We start from the raw sequence: 16,213 nt of genomic DNA, 5'->3' as shown, positions 1-16,213 counted from the left end.
AATCGGACGCGCTGATGGCAGTGATGGACCAGATCAAAGCCAAGGGATTGGGGCGCGTAGGCTTTGCCAGCCAAGGCACGGGGTCGCCTGAGTGGATGATGCGACAAGAGCACCTGAGCCCCTGTTACACCACACGCTGGGAGGACCTGCCGGTGGCGAGGTAACCAAGGCACAAGGAACCTGCTACTTGGCTGTAGTTGGACGTTTTGGAAGTTAGTCGAATTTGAGTTGAGAGAAAACAGGGAGAGTGGATCGTTCACTGCGAGGGGAATGTGGCAGAGCAAGCGGTGAGGGGGAGCTGGCTCAGCTTGAAACAATGGAGAGATGGATATGAAAAAGCCCAGCTCGAAAACTGGGCTTCAAATGTGGCTCCCTCGACAGGACTTGAACCTGTGACATACGGATTAACAGTCCGCCGTTCTACCGACTGAACTACGAGGGAAAAGTGGCTCCTCCTACTGGACTTGAACCAGTGACATACGGATTAACAGTCCGCCGTTCTACCGACTGAACTAAGGAGGAATTGCCTGTCTCGTTAAGACGGGGCGAATATTAATGACCAGGGCGGCGGGTGTCAACCCGTGAATTTCCCGAAAACCGGATTTTCGGACTGTTTGCCCAAAAGTTGTGCTTTGCGGTTTATTTTCAGCACAATCAGTCTCTTGCCATCACCGCCCCCAACCGACGCAGGGGTTATTGGCTCGGTTCGCATCAACCTGATGATGCCAGCATGATGTCGCGAACGTGCTGGTAACCAGGCGAGGCTCAAATGGTAATCTTTGTGGCAAAAAGGGGGAGAGCAGGAGCCAAGATCGGCGATTTGGCGGCAAATAGGCCAAATAATGGGTGAGCGCGCGTTTCATTGATCCTGCCCATCGAAAAAATGGCCCGTCTGGAGTAAGGTTACGCAGGATACCATCGCCGCGTCGACAGCCCTGCCGGCCCTTGATGATGATCGGGCGCCGGATCTCTCCGGCCTTTATCTCCCTCTTCTGGTATTACGATATACATGCACAAGCAAGCCTCTTTAAATAGCGTGAAGCTCGCCATAGCCTTACGCCAGTCCTGTATTGATGAACCCTACAGCATGGCCCGCTTCGGCCGTGATCTTATCGCCGGTGTGACGGTGGGCATCATCGCCATCCCGCTCGCCATGGCACTGGCCATCGCCAGCGGTGTACCGCCGCAACACGGTCTCTATACCGCCATCATTGCCGGTATCGTGATCGCCGTGACCGGTGGCTCCCGCTACTCCATCTCCGGCCCGACCGCTGCCTTTGTAGTGATCCTCTACCCGGTCGCCCAGCAGTTCGGGGTTGGCGGTCTGTTGATGGCGACGCTCATCTCAGGCCTCTTTCTGGTGGCGATGGGGATGGCCCGTCTTGGCCGCCTTATCGAGTACATTCCCCCGTCAGTGACACTGGGCTTTACCGGTGGTATCGCCATCGTGATCGCCACCTTGCAGATCAAGGACTTCTTTGGCCTAAGCGTGCCCGAGATGCCGGAAACCTATCTGGGCAAGGTCGAGGCGCTGGCCGCCGCCCTGCCAAGCTGGCAGTGGGGCGATACCCTGGTGGGGGTCGCAACGCTGGCCGTGCTGCTGCTCTGGCCGCGCCTGCGTCTGCCTGTGCCCGGCCACTTGCCCGCGGTGCTGGTCGGGGTGGGTCTGGGTTTTGGCCTCCATTACTTTGGGGTGGATGTGGCTACCATCGGCAGCAAGTTCAGCTATACCCTGGCCGATGGCACCCAGGGGATGGGGATCCCGCCCATCGCGCCGACCCTGGTGATGCCCTGGGCCTTGCCCGGACCGGATGGCTTGCCGGTTGAATGGAACCTGGCGGCTGTTGAGCGGCTGCTGCCTGCCGCCTTCTCCATGGCGATGCTGGGGGCGATCGAGTCGCTGCTCTGCGCCGTGGTGCTCGACGGCATGACCGGTCGCAAACATAGCTCCAACGCCGAGCTGGTGGGGCAGGGGCTTGGCAACATCTTCGCCCCCTTCTTTGGCGGCATTACCGCCACCGCCGCCATCGCCCGCTCTGCCGCCAACGTGCGTGCCGGTGCTACGTCCCCCATCTCGGGGATCGTCCATGCGCTGGTGGTGCTGGCCGCCATTCTGGTACTGGCCCCCTGGCTCTCCTGGTTGCCGCTCTCGGCCATGGCTGCCTTGCTGCTCATCGTGGCTTGGAACATGAGTGAAGCGCACAAGGTGGTGGAGCTGATCCGTCGCGCGCCCAAATCCGATGTGCTGGTGCTGCTGGTCTGCCTGTCGCTCACCGTCATTTTCGACATGGTCATCGCCATCACTTTCGGGGTGATCCTGGCCTCCCTGCTCTTTATGCGCGAAATCGCCAAGATGACCAAACTGCACGATTTGGCCGAGCACAAACGCTATGCCCACGAGGTGCCGGACAACGGCCTGCTCTACAAGATCAACGGCCCGCTCTTCTTCGCAGCGGCCGAACGGGTCTTTGCCGAGCTGGAATCACAAGTGAAAGGGCACCAGGTGCTGGTGTTGCAGATGGAGGCGGTTTCCATCCTCGATGCGGGCGGCCTGTCTGCCTTCCTCCACTTTGGCAAGCAGATGGCTAAAGCCGGTGTCGAGTTGCGGGTGGCCGAGTTGCAGTTCCAACCGCTCAAGACCCTGGCACGCGCCAAGGTACGGCCGCAGCCCGGCAAGCTGGAATTTTACGGCTCGCTGGAAGAGGCGCTCAAAGGTGAACATTTGCACGAAGCGGCAGTAAATTGATTGAAAGGGATACGAAACGGCATATTTTTGGTCACTTGGTTCGGATATTGAGCAAACGAACGCAAAAAGTAAAAAATTGCATTGACCAAAAGCCATCGTATCCCTTACATTACGCCCCGTCGCCGCGGCATGGTCCGCCAGCGAATGTGCAGCTCAAGCACATAAAGCAGTGAGCAAAAATTTGGTGAGGTGTCCGAGTGGCTGAAGGAGCACGCCTGGAAAGTGTGTATACGGCAACGTATCGAGGGTTCGAATCCCTCCCTCACCGCCAAATTGCAAAGCCCTGATGGAAACATCAGGGCTTTTTGCTTTCTGGCGCAATCCCGAGCGGTTGTCAGCATAGGACTGCAAATCCTCATTGTTGATAGCCCAGCATCTGGTTGAGCCGATTGGCCAATAGCCGCAATGATCTTGTTGCCGAACCCAAGCCTGATCCTGTCAAACTTGCTGTCGAATTCAGTTAAAGGGCCTCTCGCAAGAGAGGCCCTTTTCATTGCTCGCTGATTTGCCCTGCTCGGTACTTGAAAGGCATTCCGTGGTGATACTGGTTAATGCTCCACAGGCTGCGGATCCGGGGGCAGGTTCAGATGCTTGGTGATGGCCTGATAGAGCACCGGGTAATCATCCTCAAAGTGGTGGCCACCCGGCAGGGTGACGGTCGTGACGTTGGGTTGGTTGAGATGGGGGCAGAGGCGGTCGTCGTCATCATCATCGGCACCTTGCAGGCAGACCATCGGCAGATCCCGGATGGTTTTCACCTGCGGTTCGGTCGGGTAGCTGCGGGCCTTGTGGGTCAGCATGTCGCTGACGTGGATCTCGAAATCCGAGCTGGTGGAGGGGGAGAGCATCACGGCCCCGACCAGCCCTTGACGATAGTGCTCCGGCAACCGGTTGATGACGAATGGGACAATCTCGGCACCAAACGAGAAACCGACCAGCAGCCAGCGGGGGTGTTGCCAGCGGGCCTGATAATCATCGAGGATCCGCTCCAGATCGGCGGTCACCTGCTCCGGGGTTTTCTTCTTCCAGTAGTAGGTGAGGGAGCTCCAGCCCACGACCGGCATGCCGTGCAGCTGAAACTGGGCGCTCAACCCCTTGTCGAGGGCCGCCCAGCCACCATCGCCGCTGAGAAAGATCACCATGGGGGCGTTGGATGGCTGCTTGACCGGCAGCTCAATCAGGCTCAGGTCATCCTTGACTTGGGCGGCGTGCGCCGCAAAAGATGAAACGGGCAGTACGAGACTGAGTAACAGCAATATCAGGGCTCTCATTGGCCATGCTCCTATTTCTTGATCAGCCCCAGCGGGCCGCGGCTAATCAGGGTGATCAGGTGAGTCAGGGTTCTGGGCAGTACCAGCTTGCTGCCGCAGAGCAGGTAGCGGGGTTCCCAGCGGGGCGAAAATTTCTCCTTGTAGCGTCTGAGCCCCTGAAAGTTGTAAAAACGGCTGCCACGCACAAACAGGGTATTGCCAAGGCGGGCCCAGTAGCTGTTGAGCGGATGATCGTTGAAGCCGGACATGGGGGCCATCCCCAGATTGAAGCTGGCGTACTCCTGCGCCTTGCCCCACAGCAGCAGCTCGACAAAGAGAAAATCCATGATGGGGGCGGTGCCGGTATCTAGGCTGTAGCGCATCAGATCGATGGAGAGCATCTCCTTGTTATCGCTCACCCAGAGGTTGGCAAAGCCGACGATCTGCCCCTCGTGCCACACCAGCGCAGCCGGGCTCAAGGTCAGGTAGTCAGGCTCGAAACGGCCGACCGAGAAGCCCTTCTCCTTGCCCATCTTGCTCTGCAGCCAGATATCGGAGACGGTCTGCAATCTGGGCAGCAGGGGGGCCACGGCACTTGCCTCGACCACCTCGAAGGTCAACCCTTCCCGTTTGCCCTTGGCGTGGCTCTGGCGCAGGTTGCGCAGGCGGCTGCCCGCCAGATCGAAGGTAGCCAGATCGACCATCGCCTCTTCACCGAGCTTGAAGGGGATCAGCCCCAGCTCCAGATAGAGCGGAAGATAGCGGGCCGAGACCTGATAAAAGACCGGGTTGGCGTCGTGCTCGTCGCATCGCTCGCGAAATTGCCAGAGCAGCTCTTCGATCTGTTCGGGGCGACCGATGGGATCCCCCATCACAATCCAGCTGCTGCCCTCGATGCCATACATCAGGAAGGCGTCACCAGCGGGATGGAACAGCAGGGACTTGTCCTGCAACTGGGCCAGGTAGCCGTGGAGCCCCCCTTCGCGCACCACCAGCTCCTGAGCGCGCGTAAGCGTCTCCTTGTCCGGCTTTTCACCGACCATGCGCAGCGGCGCAAGCAGCTGGGCAACCCCCGCAACGGCCAGCACGGCCACTACACTCCCCATGGCGCGCAGGCCGCGGGCAGCCCCGCCGTGGGGCGAGAAGTGGAACCAGAGGGCGTGGTCATACTCCACCTGACGGTAGGAGAAGAGCAGCAGCCACAGCGCACCCAGCAGCACGGCGCCGACTGAAATGAGCCAGCCTGGGGTGTACTGGGGATAGAGCAGCGACCCCTTGCGATAGAAGAGGGAGCGGCAGGGGGTCATGATGAGCAGGAAGCTGCCGAGCAGCAGGGCGGACTCCCAGTCGCCGCCCTTGAGCAGGGAGAAGGCGATCCCCAGTGCCAGCAGTAGCTGGGTGATGCGAAACGCGGCGTCGTGACGGCGGTAGAGGCTGCGCGCCAGCAGGATCAGGAGGATACCGCTCACACTGCCGAGCACGTGGGAGAGCTCCAGCAGATGGAGCGGTAACACCTGCAGCCACACTTCGATGTGGCTGCGCATGGTCGGGATCATGCCCGAGCAGAGCAGCAGGCTACCGGCGGCGAAGGTTCCCATGCTGATAAGGGCGGGAAGAAATTCGCGCACTGCGCTCATCAGCCCCTGTAGCCGCTGCCAGCGCGCTTTTTGTTGCAGCATCTCCTGACTCGCAAAGAGCAGCAGGGCACAGAGAAAGGGAAGCAGGTAATAGATGCAGCGATAGAGCAGCAGCGAGGCGAGCAGCTTGTCGGTTGGCAGATAGTTAGCCAGCAACAGGCTCATGCTCGCTTCGAACACCCAATCCCGCCCGGCACGTGGGCCAGCACCCCGAGGAAGCTGGCCAGCACGAAGGCACTGAGCAGCACGGGGTAGGGGACGCTATCTGCAGGCAACAGCACAAACAGCACGGCGGCGGCGGCCATCCAGTCGGCCAGCGCGACCAGCAGCTGCAACAGACGAACCTTGAAGCCGGGCAGGGTCAGCGTGTGTATTCGCCAGGAGAGACGGTGTGTGGGCCAGCAGAGGTAGCAGGCCACCAACAGCAGAGCCATGACGCCCGCCAGCCTGAGCAGGGTATCTGCCCATTGCGGCCAGTCAGGCAGCAGCTGTGATACATCGCAGGTCACTAGGGCGCCCCCTCCCCACGCCAGCAGGCCGAGGAAGAAGGTGATGGAGCAGAACAGCACCACGCGGGCCACTTCCCCGGTGGCGAGCCCCAGTGCGGAGTAAAGGCGATAGCGTACCGAGGTGCCGGTCAGCAGGGCAAATCCCAGGGTGTTGGAGAAGGTGTAGGCGATAAAGGAGGTGATGCTGACCTGTTGCCAGGGAAGGTGCTTGCCCAGCGCATGGAGCGCCAGCATGTCATAGCTACAGAGGCAACCATAACTGAGCAGGGTCAGCAATAGGGCGCCCGCCAGTCTCTGCAGGGGTTGGGACCAGATGGCCACACGAATATCGTGCCAGTGCCATGCCTGAGTCAGGTGATACAGCACGGTCAGTGCGGTGCCGAGCAGCAGCAAGCTGCACAAGGGGCCTAGCCATTTAAGCAGATGACGCCACATGCCATGTTCCTGTGGTCATTGACCGTTTCCCGCAAAGGGGGAGCCGGGTCGTGGATCCGGTTTGGACGAGGGAGGCGCTCGTCAGGAAAATTTCGGGAAGAGATGGAAAGGGAGGCGTCAGCCTCCCTCTGTGCTATCCAGTGACCGGTTGGATCACTTGGTTTTCGGTGCGACTTTGACGGCAGGGGTCTTGGCGTGGGTGGCTTTATGGTGTTTTTTCACCACCTTGGTCTGGGTCGCCTGCGGTGTGGCTGTCTTGGTCGGGGTGGCCGCCATGGTGAAACCGGAGGTGAGGGCGAAGACGGCAGCCAGGGTCAGGGGAATGATCTTTTTCATGTTCAATTTCCTTATTCGGGTTGATGTTATGGAGCGTTCTCCATGACAGTCATCCTATGACGGTTGCGGCGGCCCTTCAGTGAGCGGTTGGTGACGGTTTGTATCCAAATGTACAGGCAGGGTGAGGCAGAAGCGGGCGCCGTGGTCACTGGCCAGCAGCGCCACATCCCCTCCGTGATGACGGGCAATGCTGCGCACGATGGCCAGCCCCAACCCGGTGCCGCCGGTGCGACGATCCCGGCTCTGATCAAGGCGTACGAATGGTTCGAAGATCTGGGGCGCCAGCGCCGGATCGATCCCCGGCCCATCGTCGCTCACCTCCAGCAGATAGTTCTCCTGCAGCCGCGAGATGGAGAGGGTAACCTCGCTCTCGGCGTAGCGCAGAGCATTGCCGATCAGGTTCTCCACCGCGCGCGTCAGCAGACGCTGATCGCCGCACCAGGGCATGTGACGTGGCGGCAGATCGAGGGTGAGCTTCTTTTCGGGGGCCAGCGCTTGCCAGTCGCCGAGATGCACTTGTGCCCAGTGGCTGAGCTCCAGCTCGTCCTGTTGCAACGGCAACTCCGGCCTGTCCAGCTTGGCGTAGGTGAGCATCTCTTCGATCAGGGCGTCCAGCGCTCCCAGATCTCGCTCCAGCGCCTGCTGCTCCTGCTCGGCAGGGGCAGGATCGAGCATGGCAAGCCGATAGCGCAACCGGACCAGCGGGGTGCGCAACTCGTGGGCGATGGCATCGGTCAGTTGCTTGCGGCTGGCAATCATGGCCTGCAATTGGGTCGCCATTTGATCGAAGGTGCGTCCCACCCGGACCAGACTGCTGCCCGGTGGCAGATTGGTTCGGCAGGAGAGATCCCCATCGCCTACGCGACGGGCGGTCTGCTCCAACTGCTGCAAACCCCGCCAGTGGGGACGCAACCAGAGCAGAATGGGCAGTCCGAGGGATAGGCCGATCACCAGCAACAGCCCTATATCGACCCAGTGCAGCTCGTGCAGGTAAGAGAGGTAGGGTACAGGGCCGACAATCAGCACCCGATCGGTATCGGGGATGCGCTGCAGGAAGGTGTCATCCTCCTCGACGATGACAATATTGCCGGCGGCCAGAAAGGCCTGATCCTCGCTGGTCAGGGGCTGGCGCACCAGCTCGCCGATCTTGAGGGGGAGGGTAAACTGACTGCTCTGCTCGGCCAGACGAGCGGGCCAGCGCTCGGGCGGGGTTCTTGCCAACTCGCCGGTCAACAGGCCAAGGGATCCCTGCATCATGCGTTCGAGATAGCGATCACCCGCCCGTTCGGCGGTCACCTGATAGACCACACCCACCAGCAGGATGGCGAGGGTGAAGCAGCCTATCAGCAACAGATAGAACTGGATAAAGAGACGGCGCATGGCGGTGCTCCCGAAAGAGGGTTATTCCCAGGCGTGGGGGACGAAGAGGTAGCCTTTCTGACGCACTGTCTTGATCCGGGCCGGGTTGTCGGGGTTATCACCCAGTTTGCGGCGCAGGCGGGAGATGGCCACATCCATGCTGCGATCCTGACCGTCGTACTCCCGGCCGCGCAAGCTGCGAAAGAGGGCTTCCCGACTCAAGATTTGGCCCGCGTGACAAGCGAGTTCCCACAGCAGATCAAAGTCGGCGGTCGAGAGGGCAATGCTCTCGCCATCGAGGCGCACATCTCGTCCCGGACCATCCACCCGCAGCCGACCAAATTGCAGCTGCTGGGGAGCACTGCTGGTGGCGGCAGGTTGAGTTGATGTTTGCTGGTGCTGACGAAACTGCACCCGAAGTCGGGCCAGCAGCACGGGGGGCGGGGTGGTTTTAAGGATGTAGTCGTTGGCACCCAGCTCCAGACTCAGGATCTGGTTCATGTCGCTATCAAGCGAGGTGAGCATCACGATGGGGCCGTCGAAGCGCGGCCGCAGATCCCGACAGAGGGACATGCCATCTTGCCCTGGCAGCATGATATCGAGCAGCACCAGATCGGGCTGTTCGGCCTCGACCCGGGCCAGCGCCATGTCCCCTCTGGGCTCGAGGATCACGTCCATATCGTGGCGACCGAGCCAACTGCTGATGAGCTGGCCAATCTCGGGATCATCTTCGACAAAAAGAATGCGTTGCATAGAAAAGCTCCAACGGAAAGCAGGAGAGAAGAAGAGCGATCAGCATATCAATGGCGCTTGGGAAATACAGAAAAAGAACCGGGCAGGCTGATGTGCGGGGGAGCGTGGCTGTGTCATCGATGGGGAGAAGCCATCGTGACAAATGGGCGGAGCCGCGTTTATCGAGCTGGAGGATGACCTTGCAGACAAGGCAAGGCGCTGTGGAGCGCAAAACAAAAAAACCGGCCAAGGCCGGTTTTTCGTGGAGCAGACCAGAAGTCACTGCACCAGGTCGATGGACATCACCTTGCGGCGATTATCGACAGAATAATGGGGTGGCTGATGGGGCTCGAACCCACGACAACCGGAATCACAATCCGGGACTCTACCAACTGAGCTACAGCCACCACTAAAATCTTCATCAACACTCGCCAATCCAGAAGAAAAGGAGAGTATCAATGGCGCGCCCTGCAGGATTCGAACCTGCGACCCACGGCTTAGAAGGCCGTTGCTCTATCCAACTGAGCTAAGGGCGCTTTGTATCAACACGTCTTAGGGACGAGTCGATGAACATGGTCGGTGATAAAGGATTCGAACCTTTGACCCTCTGGTCCCAAACCAGATGCGCTACCGGACTGCGCTAATCACCGAAAATCCCTGACCAGCATATCGACAAGAGTCGTACTGGGCAACGGGCGGGCATCATAGCCAAGCGTAAGGGGCAGCGTCAACGACTTTTTCCCCCAGTAAATTCAAGTGCCTACTTATTGCCCGCTACAGGTCTGGTGTGCGTCTGCCGCTAACATCCCGGCTAAAAAAATGCGACAATGCGCGGCAGTTGAACACATGGTGAGTGGAGAACGATGTCTGCCAAAATCATAGATGGAAAACAGGTTGCGCAAACGATTCGCAGCCAGGTCGCGGCGCAAGTCCAACAGCGGTTGGCGGCAGGGAAACGGGCTCCAGGGCTGGCAGTCATTCTGGTGGGGGCGGATCCCGCCTCTCAGGTCTATGTCGGCAGCAAACGCCGGGCATGTGAGGAGGTGGGTTTTCTCTCCCGCTCCTATGACCTGAGTGCCACTGCCAGTCAGGAAGAGCTGCTGGCGCTGATTGATCAGCTGAATGCGGATAGCCACGTAGATGGCATTTTGGTTCAGTTGCCGTTGCCGGATCACTTTGATACCACTCAGGTGCTGGAGCGGATCCAGCCTGACAAGGATGTAGATGGATTCCACCCGTATAACGTCGGCCGTCTGGCACAACGTATTCCGGCGCTGCGCCCCTGCACTCCGAAAGGGATCATGACGCTGATCGAGACCACCGGCGTGAAGACGCACGGTCTGCATGCGGTCGTGGTGGGAGCGTCCAACATAGTGGGGCGTCCCATGACCCTCGAATTGTTGCTGGCGGGCTGCACAACCACGACCTGTCACCGTTTTACGCGGGATCTGGAAGAGCAGGTTCGCCGTGCCGATCTGCTGGTTGTTGCTGTCGGCAAGCCCAACTTCATTCCTGGCGAGTGGATCAAACCGGGGGCACTGGTAATCGATGTGGGCATCAATCGCTTGGCTGATGGCTCGTTGGTCGGGGATGTGGAGTTTGAGACGGCGCGCAGCCATGCCGCCTTCATTACCCCGGTACCCGGTGGCGTCGGCCCAATGACGGTCGCCAGCCTGATGGAAAATACCCTGATCGCCTGTAGTGAATATCACGACTGATCATGGCTGGTGATAACCCTGTGATCCCGTGAGGAGGCAGGATTCGCCAGAAATCTGACAATAAAAAACCGGTTGCTCAGAGAGGAACCGGTTTTTTATTTATCCAACGGGCGTTATTTACATATTTTGTGCTTCGTTTGGCACAATCACAGAGGCGTGATTTCCTTTCGGCCCCTGTTGCAGTTCAAAATTGACAGCCTGACCCGCTTTCAGGGTCTTGTAGCCCTCCATTTGAATCGTGGAGTAGTGAGCGAAGATATCCTCACCGCCCCCTTCCGGACAGATAAACCCAAATCCTTTTGCGTTGTTAAACCACTTAACTGTGCCGGTTGCCATACTTCTACATCCTTTTATTGATTACCCAGAAGTCGTTGAGTAACCTGCGCCAGCCCTTTATAACTAGGGACATGGGCCCATAGCAGACGGGCACAGATTAGCAAGTAACCAATCTAGTCTAACTTTTGAGCGAGTCAAGAAGTTGTTAACAGCTGATGTGATCTGGTTAACAAGTCTATTGACAACCTTGTGTTAGACGGTAGTAATCTAGAGGTACCAAAGCGCGATTATGAGCAAGCAGAAAGAACTCTTTGCTAATGAAGAGATTGCAGAAGCAGAGAAAACAAAGCTGCAGCCGCCACCCATGTATAAGGTTGTGTTGAACAACGATGACTACACGCCCATGGAGTTTGTGGTGGAGGTGCTGCAAAAGTTCTTTGGTATGGATTTGGACAAGGCGACTCAGGTCATGCTGAGTGTGCATTATAGTGGTAAGGGTGTCTGCGGCATGTTTACCGCAGAGATCGCCGAAACCAAGGTTGTCCAGGTCAACACCTATGCACGTAACAACGAACATCCACTGCTCTGTACTATGGAAAAGGCTTGAATCTGATGACTTGATGGCGAGTGTGACACCACATTGTAGCTGTACTAGGGGAGGTGCCTATGTTGAATAAAGATCTAGAAAAGACGCTGAACGAGGCTTTCAAACTGGCCCGTGACGAGCGCCACGAATTCATGACCGTCGAGCACCTGTTGTTAGCCCTTCTGGATAACAGTTCAGCCCATGAGGCGCTGAGCTCTTGTGGTGCCGATGTTGAGCAGATGCGCAAGGAGATCCGCGCATTCATCACCCAAACTACTCCGCTCATACCGCGCGATGATGAAGATCGTGAAACCCAGCCGACACTGGGCTTCCAGCGTGTGTTGCAGCGTGCCGTCTTCCATGTGCAATCCTCCGGCAATACCGAAGTCAGCGGCGCCAACGTGCTGGTCGCTATCTTCAGTGAGCAGGAGTCACAAGCTGCCTATTTCCTGAAAAAAGCCGAGATCAGCCGTCTCGACGTCGTCAATTTCCTCTCCCACGGGGTTCGCAAGGACAGCAAGCCGGATCTCGGCAGCAATAACAATCCCGAGTCTGATGATGATGTTTCGGCCGCCCAGATAGAGAGCTTTGCCACCAACCTGAATCAGCTGGTGCTGGAAGGGCGCATCGATCCGCTGATTGGCCGTGATCAGGAGCTCAATCGTACCATTCAGGTGCTCTGCCGCCGTCGCAAGAACAACCCGCTGCTGGTGGGTGAAGCAGGCGTGGGTAAAACCGCCATTGCCGAAGGTCTGGCCTATCGAATCGTCAAGGGGGATGTCCCCGAGGTGATTGCGGGCAGTACCATCTATTCGCTGGATATGGGGTCTCTGCTGGCGGGCACCAAATACCGTGGTGATTTCGAGAAGCGCCTCAAGGTACTGCTCAAGCAGATTGAGCGTCAGGAAGGGGCCATTCTCTTTATCGACGAGATACATACCATCATTGGTGCCGGTGCGGCATCCGGTGGTCAGCTGGATGCGGCCAACCTGATCAAGCCGCTGCTCTCCAATGGTTTGCTCCGCTGTGTGGGATCCACCACTTATCAGGAGTACGCCCAGATCTTCGAGAAAGACCGTGCGTTGGCCCGTCGCTTCCAGAAGATCGATATTGTTGAGCCGACTATCGATGACACCACGCGCATCCTGATGGGGCTCAAGAGTCGCTACGAAGCCCACCACGGCGTGCGCTATACCGCCAAGGCGATCCGTGCAGCTGCCGAGCTCTCTGCCAAGTACATCAATGATCGTCATTTACCCGACAAGGCGATCGACGTGATCGACGAAGCGGGTGCCGGTCAGCGGTTGCTGCCGGCGAGCAAGCGCAAGAAAGTGATCAATGTGCAAGAAATTGAGTCCATCGTAGCCAAGATCGCCCGCATTCCTGAGAAATCAGTTTCTTCCTCGGATAAAGAGGTGCTAAAGAACCTGGAGCGCAATCTCAAGATGGTGGTTTTTGGTCAGGATAAAGCCATCGAGGTGCTGACCGATGCGATTCGCCTCTCTCGTTCAGGTTTGGGTAACGAGCGTCGCCCGGTAGGGTGCTTCCTCTTCGCTGGTCCGACCGGGGTGGGCAAGACCGAGGTCACCCAGCAGCTTGGTAAGGCGCTGGGTGTCGAGATGCTGCGCTTTGATATGTCCGAGTACATGGAGCGTCACACCGTCTCTCGTCTGATTGGTGCGCCTCCCGGCTATGTCGGTTTTGAGCAGGGTGGTCTGCTGACTGATGCGGTGATCAAGCATCCTCATTCCGTCGTGTTGCTTGACGAAATTGAGAAAGCTCACCCGGACGTATTCAATCTGCTGTTGCAGGTGATGGACAACGGCACCCTGACCGACAACAACGGGCGCAAGGCGGATTTCCGTAACGTGATTTTGGTCATGACTACCAACGCAGGTGTGCAGGAGACTCAGCGTAAATCGATTGGCTTCCAGCAACAGGATTTGAGCCACGATGCCATGGCGGTGATCAACAAGACCTTCAGTCCGGAGTTTCGCAACCGGCTTGATCACACCATCTGGTTCAACCATCTGGATATGACGGTGATCCATCAGGTGGTCGACAAGTTCATTGTCGAATTGCAGGTTCAACTGGATGCGAAGGGAGTTTCTCTCGAGGTGTCCGAGCGTGCTCGCCACTGGTTGGCGGAGAAGGGGTATGACAGAGCCATGGGCGCCAGACCGATGGGTCGGGTAATCCAGGAGCACCTCAAGAAACCCCTGGCCAACGAGATCCTGTTCGGTTCACTGGTTGACGGGGGAATAGTGAAGGTTGAGTTGGTAAATGACAGCCTCAGCTTTGATTTTCAGGTCAATGTTGAAGCTGTTTCCCACTAAGCGTCAGTGATCAGAAAACGACAAAAAACCCCAACCGAAAGGTTGGGGTTTTTTGCTGAATTCCTGGCTTAGCGAGAGCGGAAAACAATACGTCCCTTGGAGAGATCGTAGGGAGTCAGTGCTACCGTTACTTTGTCTCCAGTCAGGATACGAATGTAGTTTTTGCGCATCTTGCCTGAAATATGAGCGATAACCACGTGACCATTCTCCAGTTCCACACGGAACATGGTATTGGGCAGGGTTTCGAGAATAGTGCCCTGCATCTCAATACTGTCTTCTTTAGCCATTGAATCCTCTTGATAAGCCACAACAAAAAACCGCTGGATCATGCCGGATTTAAGGCTATGTGTAAAGTTTACTCGGGCTTGGTGTCGATATTTTTCCATTCCCCCTGAATTAACAGCTCATGAGGGAGGTAATTGCGTTTGTAATTCATCTTGCGACACGCCTCTACCAGATAGCCAAGATAGAGCCAGCTTCGCCCGGTTCGCCTGGCCAGATCGAGCTGGCAAAGGATGGCAAAGGTGCCCAGGGAGCGATCGGCATAATCCGGATCGAAGAAGGTGTACATGGCGCTCAAGGAGTGGGGTAGCAGGTCTGTGGTGGCCACGCCGATAAGACGGCCCTCCTTGCGCATCTCCAGATAGAGTGGCGGCATCCAGTCACAATGGAGAAAACCGCGATACTGGCTGCGGTTGGGGGGATACATGCTGCCATCGTGGTGGCGTTCGCGGATATAGCGTTCGTAGAGCAGGTAATACTCGGGTTTGTCATCGTAGCTCAGGACGATCTCGATATCCCTGTTGAGCTGGCGGATCCGCTTCTGGCCGCGGCTGGGACGAAAGTGTTCACTGTGAATACGAAGGGATTGGCAGGCATGGCACGCCGGGCAGTGGGGACGATAGATGTCGTTGCCACTGCGGCGAAAACCGGCAGTCAACAATCGTTCGTAACCGTTGGCGTTGAGCAGATTGTGATCCATCAGCACCAGCAACTGCTCCTGTTCATGGTCCAGATAACTGCAGGGATGCTTGGGGGTCAGCCCTACTTTGAGGATCACTTCTTCAGTCATAAGCTGATCTCCCCCTCTTGCCAGCAGGAAGCCAATAGTGGTTGATGGCCAAGGCGCGCGAGCTCAGCCAGAAAACGGGCCCGTGGCCACTCCTCGATACCCAGGGTCGCCAGAAACGGGTTTTGCATCTGGCAATCGATGAGGGCGCCGTGATGGCGGGCGAAGTGGCGACAGAGTGCCACCATGGCAAGTTTGGCACCGTTATCAATCCGGCTGAACATGGATTCACCGCAAAACAGTCGGCCGATAGAGAGGCCATACAGTCCCGCTTGCAGCTCTCCCTCCTGCCAGATCTCGATAGAGTGGGCATGACCCAGCCGGTGCAACTGCTGGTAGGCATCGATCATGGGTTGGCTGATCCAGGTGCCATCGGCAGTGCGACGAGGGGCGGCGCAGGCAGTAATGACTTCATTAAAGGCGCGATTGACGGAAATATCGAATGGGGTTCGGCGGATAATCTTCTGCAGTGTCCGCCCCACATGGAGTTGGTCGGGACGGATCACCCCGCGGGGATCCGGTGACCACCACAGGGTCGGTTGGTGGGGTTCATTCCACGGAAAGATCCCCTTGTGATAAGCTGCCAGCAATCTGGCCGGGGAGAGATCCCCGCCGATCGCCAGCAAGCCGTTGGGCTCTTCCAGCGCATGGCTGGGGTCGGGAAACCAGCAAAGCTCATCATCCAGTTGGGTAAGATAGCGAGACATAAGGCAACGAGGTTCATAGATGAAGGCCATTATCCTGATAGTATCCAGCTTGCTCTGCTTTGTCACGGCGCCCGCCGGGGCGGAGGTCTACCAGCGCAATACCGCGCGGCCGGTCAATCAGGTGGTGTTTGGTCAGGTCGAAACGGTGCGCAATATTACCCAGCGCCAGATCCTGGAGTCCGAGCACTCTGGCTGGAAGACGCTTGGTGGTGCCGTGTTGGGCGGTCTGCTGGGCAACCAGTTTGGCGGCGGTCATGGCCGTGAAATCGCCACCGCCGTCGGCGCGCTTGCGGGGGCTGCAGCTGCGCAGCAATACCAGTCCGAGGGAACCGTGGTGGAAAACAAGTTGGTGGAGCTGCTGATCCGCAACGAGCAAAATGCCCTTATCAACGTGATCCAGGATTATGATCCCGCCATGGTCTTTGCCAATGGGGACAAGGTGCGCATTCTCTACTTCGATGATGGGGTGCGGGTCGACAAGACTTACTGACTTTCGATAGTCATGGTGATGGGGAGA

Annotated in this window: 14 protein-coding genes, 6 tRNA genes and 1 pseudogene; 7 read left to right on the top strand and 14 right to left on the bottom strand. The window is 57.9% G+C overall.

From position 1 onward, the window contains the following. The first annotated feature begins 14 nt into the window (after positions 1-14). Positions 15-164 carry a DUF4113 domain-containing protein gene (locus OKB77_RS22010; protein WP_257710165.1) on the top strand — a complete coding sequence of 50 codons (150 nt, stop codon included), beginning with the start codon at positions 15-17 and terminating at the stop codon, positions 162-164. Positions 165-366: 202 nt separating this feature from the next. Here the strand turns inward: OKB77_RS22010 and OKB77_RS22005 are convergent. Then, positions 367-442 (bottom strand) — tRNA-Asn (locus OKB77_RS22005). Between the two features lie 4 nt (positions 443-446). Next, a tRNA-Asn gene (locus OKB77_RS22000) sits at positions 447-522 on the bottom strand. A 487-nt stretch (positions 523-1,009) separates the two neighbouring features. On the opposite strand from OKB77_RS22000, the gene dauA reads away from it, so the two are divergent. Together dauA and OKB77_RS21990 are read left to right on the top strand one after the other, a co-directional pair. Continuing rightward, positions 1,010-2,746 (top strand): C4-dicarboxylic acid transporter DauA, encoded by a 1,737-nt coding sequence (dauA, locus tag OKB77_RS21995; RefSeq protein ID WP_064338171.1) that lies wholly within the window; start codon positions 1,010-1,012, stop codon positions 2,744-2,746. A 183-nt stretch (positions 2,747-2,929) separates the two neighbouring features. Then, positions 2,930-3,017 (top strand) — tRNA-Ser (locus OKB77_RS21990). A 277-nt stretch (positions 3,018-3,294) separates the two neighbouring features. Here the strand turns inward: OKB77_RS21990 and OKB77_RS21985 are convergent. From OKB77_RS21985 to OKB77_RS21950, 8 genes and pseudogenes are all read right to left on the bottom strand, one after another. Further along, positions 3,295-4,017 (bottom strand): AcvB/VirJ family lysyl-phosphatidylglycerol hydrolase, encoded by a 723-nt coding sequence (locus OKB77_RS21985; RefSeq protein WP_270818495.1) that lies wholly within the window; start codon positions 4,015-4,017, stop codon positions 3,295-3,297. Positions 4,018-4,028: 11 nt separating this feature from the next. Further along, positions 4,029-6,577: pseudogene (gene mprF / locus OKB77_RS21980) on the bottom strand (bifunctional lysylphosphatidylglycerol flippase/synthetase MprF). 153 nt (positions 6,578-6,730) lie between these two features. Continuing rightward, positions 6,731-6,913, bottom strand: coding sequence for a hypothetical protein (locus OKB77_RS21975; protein ID WP_005337116.1), 183 nt, complete (start codon positions 6,911-6,913; stop codon positions 6,731-6,733). A gap of 54 nt (positions 6,914-6,967) precedes the next feature. Next, complete coding sequence (gene rstB, locus OKB77_RS21970) at positions 6,968-8,293, bottom strand: two-component system sensor histidine kinase RstB (protein WP_199428075.1); 1,326 nt, start codon at positions 8,291-8,293, stop codon at positions 6,968-6,970. Between the two features lie 21 nt (positions 8,294-8,314). Then, complete coding sequence (gene rstA / locus OKB77_RS21965) at positions 8,315-9,025, bottom strand: two-component system response regulator RstA (RefSeq protein ID WP_199428074.1); 711 nt, start codon at positions 9,023-9,025, stop codon at positions 8,315-8,317. Between the two features lie 310 nt (positions 9,026-9,335). Continuing rightward, positions 9,336-9,411: transfer RNA gene (locus OKB77_RS21960), tRNA-His, on the bottom strand. Positions 9,412-9,463: 52 nt separating this feature from the next. Further along, positions 9,464-9,540, bottom strand: a tRNA-Arg gene (locus OKB77_RS21955). A gap of 37 nt (positions 9,541-9,577) precedes the next feature. Next, positions 9,578-9,654, bottom strand: a tRNA-Pro gene (locus tag OKB77_RS21950). 213 nt (positions 9,655-9,867) lie between these two features. Between OKB77_RS21950 and folD the strand changes: the two genes are divergently transcribed. Continuing rightward, complete coding sequence (folD, locus tag OKB77_RS21945; protein ID WP_064338144.1) at positions 9,868-10,722, top strand: bifunctional methylenetetrahydrofolate dehydrogenase/methenyltetrahydrofolate cyclohydrolase FolD; 855 nt, start codon at positions 9,868-9,870, stop codon at positions 10,720-10,722. A gap of 117 nt (positions 10,723-10,839) precedes the next feature. Here the strand turns inward: folD and cspD are convergent, their stop codons facing one another. Beyond that, on the bottom strand, positions 10,840-11,058 hold the full coding sequence (gene cspD / locus OKB77_RS21940; protein WP_005300025.1) for a cold shock-like protein CspD: 219 nt from the start codon (positions 11,056-11,058) through the stop codon (positions 10,840-10,842). Between the two features lie 229 nt (positions 11,059-11,287). On the opposite strand from cspD, the gene clpS reads away from it, so the two are divergent. Together clpS and clpA are read left to right on the top strand one after the other, a co-directional pair. Then, the gene (gene clpS / locus OKB77_RS21935; RefSeq protein ID WP_005337111.1) at positions 11,288-11,605 is read left to right on the top strand and encodes an ATP-dependent Clp protease adapter ClpS; all 318 of its coding nucleotides are present in this window, start codon (positions 11,288-11,290) and stop codon (positions 11,603-11,605) included. Positions 11,606-11,664: 59 nt separating this feature from the next. Continuing rightward, the gene (clpA, locus tag OKB77_RS21930) at positions 11,665-13,920 is read left to right on the top strand and encodes an ATP-dependent Clp protease ATP-binding subunit ClpA (protein ID WP_005337110.1); all 2,256 of its coding nucleotides are present in this window, start codon (positions 11,665-11,667) and stop codon (positions 13,918-13,920) included. A 68-nt stretch (positions 13,921-13,988) separates the two neighbouring features. Here clpA and infA read toward each other — a convergent pair whose 3' ends face one another. From infA to aat, 3 genes are all read right to left on the bottom strand, one after another. Next, positions 13,989-14,207 carry a translation initiation factor IF-1 gene (gene infA / locus OKB77_RS21925; RefSeq protein WP_005300033.1) on the bottom strand — a complete coding sequence of 73 codons (219 nt, stop codon included), beginning with the start codon at positions 14,205-14,207 and terminating at the stop codon, positions 13,989-13,991. Positions 14,208-14,275: 68 nt separating this feature from the next. Continuing rightward, positions 14,276-14,992: an arginyltransferase gene (locus OKB77_RS21920; RefSeq protein ID WP_005351203.1), complete on the bottom strand. Its 717-nt coding sequence runs from the start codon at positions 14,990-14,992 to the stop codon at positions 14,276-14,278. Further along, the gene (gene aat, locus OKB77_RS21915) at positions 14,989-15,696 is read right to left on the bottom strand and encodes a leucyl/phenylalanyl-tRNA--protein transferase (RefSeq protein WP_064338142.1); all 708 of its coding nucleotides are present in this window, start codon (positions 15,694-15,696) and stop codon (positions 14,989-14,991) included. The genes OKB77_RS21920 and aat overlap by 4 nt, the downstream gene beginning before the upstream one ends. A gap of 19 nt (positions 15,697-15,715) precedes the next feature. Here aat and OKB77_RS21910 point away from each other — a divergent pair, with 19 nt between their 5' ends. After that, positions 15,716-16,186: a glycine zipper 2TM domain-containing protein gene (locus OKB77_RS21910; protein ID WP_064338141.1), complete on the top strand. Its 471-nt coding sequence runs from the start codon at positions 15,716-15,718 to the stop codon at positions 16,184-16,186. The last annotated feature ends 27 nt before the right edge of the window (positions 16,187-16,213 follow it).

Source organism: Aeromonas sp. Y318-3 (assembly GCF_027706185.1).
Taxonomy (GTDB): Bacteria; Pseudomonadota; Gammaproteobacteria; order Enterobacterales; family Aeromonadaceae; genus Aeromonas; species Aeromonas veronii.
This window is presented reverse-complemented; position numbering and strand designations above follow the sequence as displayed.